The organism is Pseudomonas sp. S3_G06 (assembly GCF_054667565.1).
Genome location: NZ_CP162738.1, coordinates 4204188 through 4216615, shown reverse-complemented (window position 1 = coordinate 4216615; position 12428 = coordinate 4204188). Strand labels below are relative to the sequence as shown.

Below are 12428 nucleotides of genomic sequence, written 5' to 3'. Positions count from 1 at the left end.
AATCAGTGGGAGTACATCTGCATGCAATCCTCCAAGCCGACTCACGTCCGCTATTTGATCCTGCTCATGCTGTTTCTGGTGACCACGATCAATTACGCCGACCGTGCCACGATCGCCATTGCCGGCTCCAGCCTGCAAAAGGACCTCGGCATTGACGCCGTTACCCTCGGCTACATCTTCTCCGCATTCGGTTGGGCCTACGTCGCCGGGCAAATTCCCGGTGGCTGGCTGCTCGATCGCTTCGGCTCGAAAAAAGTCTATGCCCTGAGCATTTTCACCTGGTCGCTGTTCACCGTACTGCAAGGCTTCGTCGGTGAGTTCGGCATGTCCACGGCAGTGGTTGCGCTGTTCATGCTGCGTTTCCTCGTGGGCCTGGCCGAAGCGCCATCGTTCCCCGGCAACGCGCGCATCGTGGCGGCGTGGTTCCCGACCGCTGAACGCGGCACCGCTTCGGCGATCTTCAACTCGGCGCAATACTTTGCCACCGTGTTGTTCGCGCCGCTGATGGGCTGGATCGTCTACAGCTTCGGCTGGGAGCACGTGTTCATCGTCATGGGGATTCTGGGCATCCTCTTCTCGCTGGTGTGGCTGAAGGTTATCCACAGCCCGCGCCAACACCCGATGGCCAACGAAGCTGAAGTCAACTTCATCGCTGACAACGGCGGCATGGTCGACATGGACCAGAACAAAGGCAAAAAAGCCGATGGGCCGAAGTGGGACTACATCCGTCAGTTGCTGACCAACCGCATGATGCTTGGCGTGTATCTGGGCCAGTACTGCATCAACGGCATCACCTACTTCTTCCTGACCTGGTTCCCGGTGTATCTGGTGCAAGAGCGTGGCATGACCATTCTCAAGGCCGGTTTCATCGCTTCGTTGCCGGCGATCTGCGGCTTTATCGGCGGCGTACTCGGCGGGGTGATTTCCGACTACCTGCTGCGCAAGGGCCACTCGCTGACCTTCGCCCGCAAGGCGCCGATCATCGCTGGTCTGCTGGTGTCGAGCAGCATCGTCGCGTGCAACTATGTTGACGTGGAATGGATGGTCGTGGGCTTCATGGCTCTGGCATTCTTTGGCAAAGGCGTTGGCGCACTGGGCTGGGCGGTGGTTTCCGACACCTCGCCGAAACAGATCGCCGGTCTGAGCGGTGGCTTGTTCAACACCTTCGGCAACATCGCTTCGATCACCACGCCGATCGTGATCGGCTACATCATCAGCTCCACCGGCTCGTTCAAATGGGCGCTGGTGTTTGTCGGCGCCAACGCACTGGTCGCGGTGTTCAGCTATCTGGTGATCGTCGGCCCGATCAAGCGTGTGGTCTTGAAAGAGCCGCCAGCCAAGGGCGGCAATGAAGCCACCGGCAATTTGTCTCAAGCGCATTCCTGAGGAGCGGCGTCATGCAGTTGATTGAACATTCCGACTCGCCGCGCTACATCCGCCTGCACGAGCGGGACAACGTTGTAGTGGTGGTCAACGATCAGGGCGTACCGGCCGGTACCGAGTTCGCCGACGGCCTGGTCACCCTGGATTTCGTACCGCAGAGCCACAAGGTCACCCTGGAGGATATTCCCGAAGGCGGCCCGGTGATTCGTTACGGGCAGATCATCGGCTACGCCTTGCAGCCGATCCGTCGCGGCAGTTGGGTCAAGGAAGATCAACTGCGCATGCCCACCGCGCCGCCGCTGGACAGCTTGCCGCTGTCCACTGATGTGCCGGATGCGCAGGCACCGCTGGAAGGCTTCACGTTCGAGGGTTATCGCAACGCCGACGGCACCGTCGGCACGCGCAACATTCTCGGCATCACCACCACCGTGCAGTGCGTCACCGGCGTGCTCGATCACGCGGTCAAGCGCATCAAGGAAGAGCTGCTGCCGAAGTACCCGCACGTCGATGACGTGGTGGCACTGACCCACAGTTATGGCTGCGGTGTGGCGATAACCGCCACCGACGCCTACATCCCGATTCGTACCGTGCGCAATCTGGCGCGCAACCCGAACCTGGGCGGCGAGGCGCTGGTGATCGGTCTGGGCTGCGAGAAATTGCAGGCCGGGCAGGTGATGCACGAGGACGATGCCTCGGTGGATCTCAGCGATCCGTGGCTGTACCGCTTGCAGGATTCCAGTCACGGCTTTACCGAAATGATCGAACAGATCATGGAACTGGCCGAAGTGCGCTTGAAGAAACTCGACCAGCGCCGCCGCGAAACCGTGCCGGCCTCCGAGCTGATTCTCGGTATGCAGTGCGGCGGCAGCGACGCGTTCTCCGGCATCACCGCCAACCCGGCGCTGGGTTATGCCTCAGACTTGCTGTTGCGTGCGGGGGCGACGGTGATGTTTTCCGAAGTCACCGAAGTGCGCGATGCGATCTACCTGCTGACGTCGCGGGCGCAAACGCAAACCGTCGCCGAAGAGCTGGTACGCGAGATGGACTGGTACGATCGTTACCTGGCCAAGGGCGAAGCCGATCGCAGCGCCAACACCACGCCCGGCAACAAGAAGGGCGGGTTGTCGAACATTGTCGAGAAGTCCCTGGGCTCGATCGTCAAGTCCGGCAGCAGCGCGATCAATGGCGTGCTGGGCCCGGGCGAGCGTTTCAAGCACAAGGGCCTGATTTTCTGCGCAACGCCGGCCAGTGATTTTGTCTGCGGTACGCTGCAACTGGCGGCGGGGATGAACCTGCACGTGTTCACCACTGGCCGCGGCACGCCTTACGGGCTGGCCATGGCGCCGGTGGTCAAGGTATCGACGCGGACCGAACTGGCGCAGCGCTGGCCGGATCTGATCGACATCGACGCCGGCCGCATTGCTACCGGGCGCGCGACCATCGAAGAACTCGGCTGGGAGTTGTTTCACTATTACCTGGATGTTGCCAGTGGCAAGCAACAGACCTGGGCGGAGAAGCACAAGCTGCATAACGACATCACCTTGTTCAACCCGGCGCCGATTACCTGAGACCGCGTCATCGTTCTTCGCGAGCAGGCTCGCTCCCACAGGGATATGCATTGCAAATGTGGGAGCGAGCCTGCTCGCGAAAGCGATCTGCCAGACGCCGAAGGACTTGTGGCTTATCATTAGCCCCCTATCGACGCTCACCCAAGGCTCCCCGGCATGCTGGCAATCTTTCTTGAAACCCTGAACATCACCGCGCCGGTGTTTGCCATGCTGTTTCTCGGTGTGCTGCTCAAGCGCATCGACTGGATCAACGACAACTTCATCCACACCGCCTCGTCGCTGGTGTTCAACGTGACCATGCCGGCGCTGCTGTTCCTCGGCATCCTCCACGCTGACCTGCACGCCGCACTGCAACCCTCGCTACTCATCTACTTTTCCCTGGCGACGCTGGTGAGTTTCGCCGTGGCCTGGGGCTGGGCGATTTTCAAGTGTCCGCGGGAAGATCGCGGCATCTACACCCAGGGCGCGTTTCGCGGCAATAACGGCGTGATAGGTCTGGCGCTGGCGGCGAGCATGTACGGCGATTACGGCATTTCCCTCGGGGCAATTCTCGCGGCGCTGGTGATCCTGTTCTACAACACGCTGTCGACCATCGTGCTGGCGGTGTACAGCCCGGTGATCAAGTCCGATCCGTGGAGCATCTGCAAAAGCGTGTTCAGCAACCCGCTGATCATCAGCGTGATTTCGGCGGCGCCGATCGCTTATTTCAAGATCGGTTTGCCGGGCTGGCTGGAAACTTCCGGCCAGTACCTGGCGCAGACCACGCTGCCGCTGGCGCTGATCTGTATCGGCGGCACGCTGTCACTGGCGGCGCTGCGCAAGAGCGGCAAGATGGCGCTCAGCTCCAGCCTGGTGAAGATGGTCGGTCTGCCGTTACTGGCAACCGTGGGCGCGTGGTTGTGGGGCTTTCGCGGGGCGGAACTGGGGATTCTGTTTCTCTACTTTGGCAGCCCGACGGCGGCGGCAAGTTTCGTCATGGCCCGGGCGGCGCAGGGCAATCATGAGCTGGCAGCGGCGATTATCGTGATGACCACGTTGATGGCGGCGATTACCACCAATGTCGGGATCTTTGTGTTGCAGTGGGGTGGGTGGATCTAAAGGCAAGATCAAAAGATCGCAGCCTTCGGCAGCTCCTACATGGAAATGCGGTCTCCTGTAGGAGCTGCCGAAGGCTGCGATCTTTTAGCTTTTCTGGTAGCTGTCGATCACTTCCTGCGCCGCGCGAAACGCATCGATCGCCGCCGGCACGCCGGCATACACCGCGCAATGCAGCAGCGCCTCGCGAATCTCTTCCACCGTGCAGCCATTGTTCAGCGCACCGCGCACATGGCCTTTCAACTCCTGCGGACACTTCAACGCGGTCAGCGCGGCGAGGGTGATCAGGCTGCGGGTTTTCAGCGGCAGCCCCTCACGATTCCACACCCCGCCCCAAGCGTGTTCATTGACGAAATCCTGCAACGGCTGGGTGAACTCGGTGGCGTTGCCCAGGGCGCGATCAACGAACGCATCGCCCATGACCTGACGACGGATTTCAACCCCGGACTGCTTCGACTCGCTCATGGCACATCTCTCTTGTGGTGTTGGCGACGCCAGGCGCGGATCGACGTGAACAGCAGAAACGTCAGCAGCGCCGGCAGGACATAAAACAGCATCAAGCGCTCGAGTTTGCCGGCCAGCGGCATGCCGGTGGTGAACGACACCACATGCAGCCCGTAGACCAGATACAAACCAAGCAGCAGCAAGCCTTCGGCCCGGGTAACGCGGTAGCCGGAATAGAACACCGGCAAGCACAGCGCCGCGACGCCGAGCATCACCGGCAAGTCGAAATCCAGCGCATTCGGGGAAACGGAAAGCGGCGTCGGTGCGAGTAGGGCGGTCAGGCCGAGCACCCCGAGCAGGTTGAACAGGTTGGCGCCAATCACATTGCCCACGGCAATGTCACGCTGCCCGCGCAGGGCGGCGATCAGCGAGGTCGCCAGTTCCGGCAGCGAGGTGCCGACCGCAACCACGGTCAGACCGATGACCCGTTCGGAAAGGCCCAGGTCGGTGGCCACGACCACGGCGGCGCCGAGCAGCAAACGCCCGGCGAACACCAGCATGGCCAGGCCAGCGAGAATCATCAGCACACTGATCAGCCAGGATTGCTGCGTATCCTTCGGGCGTTCGGTATGGGGGCGGGTCGAGTGTCGCGACTGGCGGAACAACAAGCCAAGGTACAGCGCCAACGCCCCGAGCAGCAGGACGCCGTCGAAACGCCCGAGGTCTTTATTCCAGGCTAGGATGAATACCAGCAGGCTGGCGCCGATCATCAACGGTATATCCAGACGCACCAGTTGCCGCGACACGCGCAGCGGGATGATCAACGCCGACAGGCCAAGGGTTACGAGGATGTTGAAGATGCCGCTGCCGACTACACTGCCGACGGCGATGTCCGGGTTATCGGTCAGCGCCGCTTGCAGGCTGACGGTCATCTGCGGCGCGCTGCTGCCGAGGGCGACGATGGTCAGGCCGATGATCAACGGACGCACATGCAGGCGCTCGGCCAGACGCACGGCGGCGCGTACCATCAGCTCGGCGCCGAGGATCAAAAGAACCAGGCCACTGAGCAATTCGATGAGGTTGATCAGCGGCAGATCGGCTAGTCCGAAAATGGTCGGCGCTCCATCAGTCGAGGGCCTGCACGCGAACCCGTGCGGTGCCGCTGCGCAGCATGCCGATTTCATCGGCAGCCTCGCGCGACAGATCGATCAGCCGGCCACGGGTGTGCGGGCCACGGTCATTGATGCGGACCACGACTGATTCATCGTTTTTCAGGTTGGTGACCTTCACCCGAGTGCCGAACGGCAACTGGCGGTGGGCGGCGGTCAGGGAATGCTGGTTGAACGCTTCGCCGCTGGCGGTGCGTTTACCGTGATGTTTGGCTCCATAGTAGGAGGCGACGCCGGTCTGGTCGTAACCGTGCGGGTCGATGGTGTCGGTACTGGCGCAACCGGCCAGCAGGGAGAGCAGGGCGCTGCTCAGCAACAGACGCTTCATTCAAAGGTATCCCGGATCAAATGTAGGAGTGACCTGTGGTGAGGGGATTTATCCCCGTTGGACTGCGCAGCAGTCCCAAAACTGAGAACTCGATTTATCTGGTGCAAATCAAGCTCAGCAATTGGGGCCGCTTCGCGGCCCAACGGGGATAAATCCCCTCGCCACAGGTCCCTTCCACAGGGGATGGAGCCAGGCTTTGGATCTGGCTCCATTGGTGGTCAGCCTTCGAGCTTGCTTTTCAGCAGTTCGTTCACCTGCTGCGGGTTGGCCTTGCCTTTCGAGGCTTTCATGGCCTGGCCGACGAAGAAGCCGAACATCTTGCCGCGTTTGGCTTCGTCTGCCGCGCGGTACTGTTCGACCTGTTCGGCGTTGGCCGCGAGCATTTCATCGAGCACGGCGGAGATCGCGCCGGTGTCGGTGACTTGCTTGAGGCCGCGCTTCTCGATGATCTCGTCAGCACTGCCTTCGCCGTTGGCCATCGCTTCGAACACCACCTTGGCGATCTTGCCGGAGATGGTGTTGTCCTTGATGCGCTGCAGCATGCCGCCCAGTTGCTCGGCGGAAACTGGCGAATCCTCGATGTCCAGGCCCTGCTTGTTGAGCAGGCTGCCCAACTCGACCATCACCCAGTTCGCCGCCAGTTTCGCGTCGCCACCGATGGCCGCGACTTTCTCGAAGTAGTCCGCCTGCTCGCGGCTGGTGGCGAGCACGTTGGCGTCGTAGGCCGACAGACCGAACTGGCTCTGGAAGCGCTCGCGCTTTTGCGGTGGCAGTTCCGGCAGGGTCGCACGTACTTCACCGAGGAACGACTCTTCGATGACCACCGGCAGCAGGTCCGGATCGGGGAAGTAACGGTAGTCGTTGGCTTCCTCTTTCGAACGCATCGGACGGGTTTCATCCTTGTTCGGATCGTACAGGCGGGTCTGCTGGATCACTTTGCCGCCGTCTTCGATCAGCTCGATCTGGCGCTGGATCTCGGAGTTGATCGCCTTCTCGATGAAACGGAACGAGTTGACGTTCTTGATCTCGCAGCGAGTGCCGAACTCGACCTGGCCTTTCGGCCGTACCGAGACGTTGCAGTCGCAACGCAGCGAGCCTTCGGCCATGTTGCCGTCGCAGATGCCCAGGTAACGCACCAGTGCGTGGATCGCCTTGACGTAAGCCACGGCTTCCTTGGCGCTGCGCATGTCCGGCTCGGAAACGATTTCCAGCAGCGGCGTGCCGGCACGGTTCAAGTCGATGCCGGTGGCACCGTTGAATTCTTCGTGCAGGCTCTTGCCGGCGTCTTCTTCCAGGTGCGCACGGGTGATGCCGACGCGTTTGACCGTGCCGTCTTCCAGGGCGATGTCAAGGTGGCCCTTGCCAACGATCGGCAATTCCATCTGGCTGATCTGGTAGCCCTTCGGCAGATCCGGGTAGAAGTAGTTCTTGCGGGCGAACACGTTGTGCTGGCCGATCTCGGCGTCAATCGCCAGACCGAACATCACCGCCATGCGCACCGCTTCCTGGTTGAGCACCGGCAGCACGCCGGGCATGCCCAGATCGATCAGGCTGGCCTGGGTGTTCGGTTCGGAACCGAACGTGGTGGAACTACCGGAAAAGATTTTCGACCGGGTGGTGAGCTGAGTGTGAATCTCCAGCCCGATCACGACTTCCCATTGCATGTGTGTCTCCTCAGAAGCCGGTTGGGGTGCGGGTGTGCCAGTCAGTGTTGAGCTGATACTGGTGGGCAACGTTCAACAGGCGGCCTTCCTGGAAATACGGCGCGAGCAACTGCACGCCCACCGGCAGACCGTCGACAAAACCGGCCGGCATCGACAGGCCCGGCAGGCCGGCGAGGTTGGCGGTGATGGTGTAGACGTCTTCCAGATAGGCTGCAACCGGGTCGCTGTTCTTCGCGCCGAGTTTCCACGCCGGGTTCGGCGTGGTCGGGCCGAGGATGATGTCGACTTCATTAAAGGCAGCCATGAAATCGTTCTTCACCAGACGACGAATCTTCTGCGCTTTCAGGTAGTAGGCATCGTAGTAACCGGCGGACAGCGCGTAGGCACCGACCATGATCCGGCGCTGCACTTCCGCGCCGAAGCCTTCGCCACGGGAGCGTTTGTACAGGTCGATGAGGTTTTCCGGGTTCTCGCAGCGATGGCCGAAACGCACGCCGTCGAAACGCGACAGGTTGGAAGACGCTTCTGCCGGGGCGATCACGTAGTACGCAGGTATGGCGTGCTGCATGTTCGGCAGGCTGATTTCCTTGATCACGGCACCGAGCTTTTGCAACTGCTGGATGCTGTTCTGGATCAGCTCGGCAATGCGCGGGTCGAGACCGGCGCTGAAGTATTCCTTCGGCACGCCGATGCGCAGGCCTTGCAGCGACTCGCCGAGGCTGGCGGAGTAATCCGGAACCGGCTCATCGATGCTGGTGGAATCGTTCGGGTCGAAGCCGGCCATGCCTTGCAGCAGAATCGCGCAGTCTTCGGCCGTGCGCGCCAACGGGCCGCCCTGATCGAGGCTGGAAGCGTAGGCAATCATGCCCCAGCGCGAAACGCGACCGTAGGTCGGCTTCAGGCCGGTGAGGTTGGTGAACGCCGCCGGCTGACGGATCGAACCGCCGGTGTCGGTGGCCGTGGCCGCTGGCAACAAACGAGCGGCAACTGCCGCCGCCGAACCACCGGACGAACCACCCGGTACGTGTTCCAGGTTCCACGGGTTTTTCACTGCGCCGTACCAGCTCGACTCGTTGGCCGAACCCATGGCGAATTCATCCATGTTGGTCTTGCCCAGGGTCACGGCGCCGGCAGCGGCCAGTTTCGCGACTACGGTGGCGTCGTATGGAGCCTTGAAGTTGTCGAGCATCTTCGAGCCGCAGCTGGTGCGGATGCCCTGGGTGCAGAACAGGTCTTTGTGGGCGATCGGCGCGCCGAGCAGGGCGCCGCTCTCACCGTTGGCCCGGCGTGCATCGGCGGCTTTCGCCTGCTCGATGGCCAGATCCTCGGTGAGGCTGATGAAACTGTTGAGCTGCGGATCGAGCTGGGTAATACGCGCCAGCAGGACTTTGGTCAGCTCTTCGGAGGAAAACTTTTTATCGGCGAGACCGCGGGCGATCTCGGCCAGAGTCATTTGATGCATTGCAGGCTCTTTCCCTTTAGTCGATGACTTTCGGAACCAGATACAGGCCGTTTTCGACCGCTGGTGCGATGGACTGGTAGGCCTCGCGATTATTCGTCTCGGTCACCACGTCGGCGCGCAGGCGCTGACTGGCTTCCAGGGGGTGGGCCAGCGGCTCGATACCGTCGGTATCAACGGCCTGCATTTCGTCGACCAGCCCGAGAATGCTGTTGAGGGCGGAAGTAATGTGCGGAAGATCGGCATTGTTGAGGCCAAGGCAGGCCAGATGCGCGATTTTTTCCACGTCGGAGCGTTCTAGCGCCATCGGGATTCTCCAGTGGAAAACAGAACGGACGGCGTCCGTGTGTTAGATTGTCGGAACACTACCGCACTTCTACGGTCATAAGGCCGCGATTGTGGGGCTTGGTGCACAGAAAAGCGGCCAATTTAACATATTGGCGCCTTGCCCAAAATCCCTGTCGTTGTTAGAGTTTGCCGCACTTTTTTACCCACGCGTTGCCTAGGGTCCCTTTCCCATGTTCAAGAAACTGCGTGGCATGTTTTCCAGCGATCTTTCCATTGACCTGGGCACTGCCAACACCCTTATTTACGTGCGCGAGCGCGGTATCGTCCTGAATGAGCCATCGGTTGTGGCCATTCGGACACACGGTAACCAGAAAAGTGTCGTTGCTGTCGGCACCGAGGCCAAGCGCATGCTCGGCCGTACGCCGGGCAACATTGCTGCCATTCGTCCGATGAAGGACGGCGTGATCGCCGACTTCAGCGTCTGCGAAAAGATGCTGCAGTACTTTATCAACAAGGTTCACGAAAACAGTTTCCTGCAGCCCAGCCCTCGTGTGCTGATCTGCGTTCCATGCAAGTCCACCCAGGTTGAGCGTCGCGCCATCCGTGAATCGGCCCTTGGCGCCGGTGCCCGTGAAGTGTTCCTGATCGAAGAGCCGATGGCTGCTGCGATCGGTGCCGGCCTGCCGGTTGAAGAAGCGCGCGGTTCGATGGTCGTGGATATCGGTGGTGGTACCACTGAAATCGCCCTGATCTCCCTGAACGGTGTGGTCTACGCCGAATCCGTTCGTGTCGGCGGCGACCGTTTCGACGAAGCGATCATCACCTACGTGCGCCGTAACTACGGCAGCCTGATCGGTGAATCCACCGCTGAACGCATCAAGCAGGAAATCGGTACGGCCTACCCGGGCGGCGAAGTGCGCGAAGTCGATGTTCGCGGTCGCAACCTGGCCGAAGGCGTTCCACGCGCATTCACCCTGAACTCCAACGAAGTGCTCGAGGCTCTGCAAGAGTCGCTGGCCACCATCGTTCAGGCGGTGAAAAGCGCGCTGGAGCAATCGCCGCCGGAACTGGCTTCCGACATCGCCGAGCGTGGCCTGGTGCTGACTGGTGGTGGCGCGCTGCTGCGTGACCTCGACAAGTTGCTGGCCCAGGAAACCGGCCTGCCGGTGATCGTTGCCGAAGACCCGCTGACTTGCGTTGCTCGCGGCGGTGGCCGTGCGCTGGAAATGATGGATAAGCACACCATGGATCTGCTTTCGAGCGAATAAGCTTCGAATGCAATACGTGGGTGAACGCACAGGCAGCACTTTGCAGTGCTGCCTGTTGGCGTTTATCTTCTGTCAGTCTTCATCCAGGCCGGTTTGATGCCGTATGAATAAACAGAACATTTGCCTGGGAGGAGCGGCTTATTAAACCGCTTTTCACCAAAGGCCCTTCGTTGGGCGTGCGCCTGTTGGTGCTGGCCGTGCTCGCGGTCGCACTGATGGTGGTCGATGCACGTTTCGACCTGCTCAAGCCCGCGCGCAAGCAAGCGTCGCTGGTGCTCATGGATGCCTACTGGATCACTGACCTGCCTGGCCGCTTGTGGGAAGGGGTCGCCAGTCAGTTCGGCAGCCGCACCGAGCTCGTCGCCGAAAACGAAAAACTCAAGACCGAAAACCTGCTGTTGCAGGGACGCATGCAAAAGCTCGCGGCCCTGACCGAGCAGAACGTTCGGCTGCGCGAGTTGCTCAATTCCTCCGCACTGGTCAATGAAAAGGTCGAAGTGGCCGAGTTGATCGGCATGGACCCCAACCCCTTCACCCATCGCATCATCATCAACAAAGGTGAGCGCGACGGCGTGGTGCTCGGCCAACCGGTGCTCGATGCACGCGGGCTGATGGGCCAGGTGGTTGAATTGATGCCGTACACCTCGCGTGTCCTGCTGCTGACCGACACCACCCACAGCATTCCGGTGCAGGTGAACCGTAACGGTCTGCGCGCGATTGCCAGCGGCACCGGCAACCCGGAGCGCCTGGAATTGCGTCATGTCGCCGACACGGCGGACATCAAGGAAGGCGATCTGCTGGTCAGCTCCGGTCTCGGCCAGCGATTCCCGGCCGGTTATCCGGTGGCCACGGTCAAGGAAGTCATCCACGATTCCGGCCAACCGTTCGCCATTGTCCGCGCCGTGCCTACCGCCGCCCTGAACCGCAGCCGCTACCTGCTGCTGGTGTTCAGCGACAGCCGCACTGCCGAGGAACGCGCCAATGACGCCGCCCAGGCCCAAGAACAGCTCGATGCCCACGGTGGCGGTCCAATGTTGCCGGCCAGCGTGCCGAAACCGTTGATCATGCCTGCTACGCCGTCGACCGCTACCGCAGCGCCGGCCGCTGAAGCAGCGGCGCCTGCCACCACGCCTGTCAAGCCCGCCGCGAGCAAACCGCCCGCTGCCGCTCCGGCCGCTGCCAAACCGCCGGCCGCGAGCAAACCACCGGCGAAACCGCCAGCGACTACCGGGGGACGAGAATAATGGTCGGCGCGAAAAAATCCGCAAACGGCTGGATGATCTGGCTGACATTCTTCGTCGGCATCCTGCTCAGCGTATCGCCGTTGCCAATCTTCATGGAAATCCTTCGCCCGCTGTGGCTGGCCTTGCTCGTGACTTTCTGGGCGCTGTACATGCCGCACACGGTCGGTATGGTGACGGCGTTCTGTCTGGGGCTGGCCGAAGATGTCCTGCAGGGCGACCTGCTCGGACAGAACGCGCTGATCCTGACCCTGATTACTTTCCTCGTATTGTCGTTGCAGCAGCGCCTGCGCATGTTCCCGATGTGGCAGCAGTGCCTGGTGATCCTGGTGATCTTCGGCCTCGCACAATTGGCGCAACTGTGGCTCAGCGCTCTGACCGGCAACCGTCAGCCAACCCTGGCGCTGGTCTTGCCGGCGCTGGTCAGTGCGTTGCTCTGGCCGTGGGTCAGCTTCGCCCTTCGCGGGATGTGCCGACGCTACAGAATCTATTGAGCCGGTGAAGCAGGGCACTGAACAGGG

General features: G+C 61.4%; 12 protein-coding genes. 6 read left to right on the top strand and 6 right to left on the bottom strand.

The window, feature by feature from the left end; all coding sequences use genetic code 11:
- The first annotated feature begins 21 nt into the window (after positions 1-21).
- The 3 genes from AB4N47_RS18975 to AB4N47_RS18965 all read left to right on the top strand — a co-directional run bounded on the left by AB4N47_RS18975 (position 22) and on the right by AB4N47_RS18965 (position 4049).
- Complete coding sequence (locus AB4N47_RS18975) at positions 22-1386, top strand: MFS transporter (protein WP_460154302.1); 1365 nt, start codon at positions 22-24, stop codon at positions 1384-1386.
- A gap of 11 nt (positions 1387-1397) precedes the next feature.
- Positions 1398-2951, top strand: a complete 1554-nt coding sequence (garD, locus tag AB4N47_RS18970) for a galactarate dehydratase (RefSeq protein WP_016771706.1) — start codon at positions 1398-1400, stop codon at positions 2949-2951.
- A 156-nt stretch (positions 2952-3107) separates the two neighbouring features.
- Entirely contained in the window at positions 3108-4049 is a 942-nt protein-coding gene (locus tag AB4N47_RS18965) for an AEC family transporter (protein ID WP_341639080.1), read from the top strand.
- Between the two features lie 84 nt (positions 4050-4133).
- Here the strand turns inward: AB4N47_RS18965 and AB4N47_RS18960 are convergent, their stop codons facing one another.
- From AB4N47_RS18960 to gatC, 6 genes are all read right to left on the bottom strand, one after another.
- Positions 4134-4511 (bottom strand): carboxymuconolactone decarboxylase family protein, encoded by a 378-nt coding sequence (locus AB4N47_RS18960; RefSeq protein WP_122610841.1) that lies wholly within the window; start codon positions 4509-4511, stop codon positions 4134-4136.
- Positions 4508-5518 (bottom strand): calcium/sodium antiporter, encoded by a 1011-nt coding sequence (locus AB4N47_RS18955; RefSeq protein ID WP_050977862.1) that lies wholly within the window; start codon positions 5516-5518, stop codon positions 4508-4510. Before AB4N47_RS18955 ends, AB4N47_RS18960 begins: the two co-directional genes overlap by 4 nt.
- A gap of 97 nt (positions 5519-5615) precedes the next feature.
- Complete coding sequence (locus tag AB4N47_RS18950) at positions 5616-5987, bottom strand: septal ring lytic transglycosylase RlpA family protein (RefSeq protein ID WP_024011604.1); 372 nt, start codon at positions 5985-5987, stop codon at positions 5616-5618.
- Positions 5988-6205: 218 nt separating this feature from the next.
- Entirely contained in the window at positions 6206-7651 is a 1446-nt protein-coding gene (gene gatB / locus AB4N47_RS18945) for an Asp-tRNA(Asn)/Glu-tRNA(Gln) amidotransferase subunit GatB (protein ID WP_016771702.1), read from the bottom strand.
- Positions 7652-7661: 10 nt separating this feature from the next.
- The gene (gene gatA / locus AB4N47_RS18940; protein ID WP_024011605.1) at positions 7662-9113 is read right to left on the bottom strand and encodes an Asp-tRNA(Asn)/Glu-tRNA(Gln) amidotransferase subunit GatA; all 1452 of its coding nucleotides are present in this window, start codon (positions 9111-9113) and stop codon (positions 7662-7664) included.
- Between the two features lie 16 nt (positions 9114-9129).
- Complete coding sequence (gene gatC / locus AB4N47_RS18935) at positions 9130-9417, bottom strand: Asp-tRNA(Asn)/Glu-tRNA(Gln) amidotransferase subunit GatC (RefSeq protein ID WP_341639082.1); 288 nt, start codon at positions 9415-9417, stop codon at positions 9130-9132.
- Between the two features lie 211 nt (positions 9418-9628).
- Between gatC and mreB the strand changes: the two genes are divergently transcribed.
- The 3 genes from mreB to mreD all read left to right on the top strand — a co-directional run bounded on the left by mreB (position 9629) and on the right by mreD (position 12401).
- The gene (gene mreB, locus AB4N47_RS18930; RefSeq protein WP_002555108.1) at positions 9629-10666 is read left to right on the top strand and encodes a rod shape-determining protein MreB; all 1038 of its coding nucleotides are present in this window, start codon (positions 9629-9631) and stop codon (positions 10664-10666) included.
- A gap of 140 nt (positions 10667-10806) precedes the next feature.
- Positions 10807-11910, top strand: a complete 1104-nt coding sequence (gene mreC / locus AB4N47_RS18925; protein ID WP_341639186.1) for a rod shape-determining protein MreC — start codon at positions 10807-10809, stop codon at positions 11908-11910.
- Positions 11910-12401, top strand: a complete 492-nt coding sequence (gene mreD / locus AB4N47_RS18920; protein ID WP_042608773.1) for a rod shape-determining protein MreD — start codon at positions 11910-11912, stop codon at positions 12399-12401. The genes mreC and mreD overlap by 1 nt, the downstream gene beginning before the upstream one ends.
- Positions 12402-12428 lie beyond the last annotated feature (27 nt).

Coding starts and splice junctions, on each gene's coding strand:
- AB4N47_RS18975 (WP_460154302.1), top strand. CDS start 22: ATGCAATCCTCCAAGCCGACTCACGTCCGCTATTTGATCCTGCTCATG.
- garD (WP_016771706.1), top strand. CDS start 1,398: ATGCAGTTGATTGAACATTCCGACTCGCCGCGCTACATCCGCCTGCAC.
- AB4N47_RS18965 (WP_341639080.1), top strand. CDS start 3,108: ATGCTGGCAATCTTTCTTGAAACCCTGAACATCACCGCGCCGGTGTTT.
- AB4N47_RS18960 (WP_122610841.1), bottom strand. CDS start 4,511: ATGAGCGAGTCGAAGCAGTCCGGGGTTGAAATCCGTCGTCAGGTCATG.
- AB4N47_RS18955 (WP_050977862.1), bottom strand. CDS start 5,518: ATGGTACGCGCCGCCGTGCGTCTGGCCGAGCGCCTGCATGTGCGTCCG.
- AB4N47_RS18950 (WP_024011604.1), bottom strand. CDS start 5,987: ATGAAGCGTCTGTTGCTGAGCAGCGCCCTGCTCTCCCTGCTGGCCGGT.
- gatB (WP_016771702.1), bottom strand. CDS start 7,651: ATGCAATGGGAAGTCGTGATCGGGCTGGAGATTCACACTCAGCTCACC.
- gatA (WP_024011605.1), bottom strand. CDS start 9,113: ATGCATCAAATGACTCTGGCCGAGATCGCCCGCGGTCTCGCCGATAAA.
- gatC (WP_341639082.1), bottom strand. CDS start 9,417: ATGGCGCTAGAACGCTCCGACGTGGAAAAAATCGCGCATCTGGCCTGC.
- mreB (WP_002555108.1), top strand. CDS start 9,629: ATGTTCAAGAAACTGCGTGGCATGTTTTCCAGCGATCTTTCCATTGAC.
- mreD (WP_042608773.1), top strand. CDS start 11,910: ATGGTCGGCGCGAAAAAATCCGCAAACGGCTGGATGATCTGGCTGACA.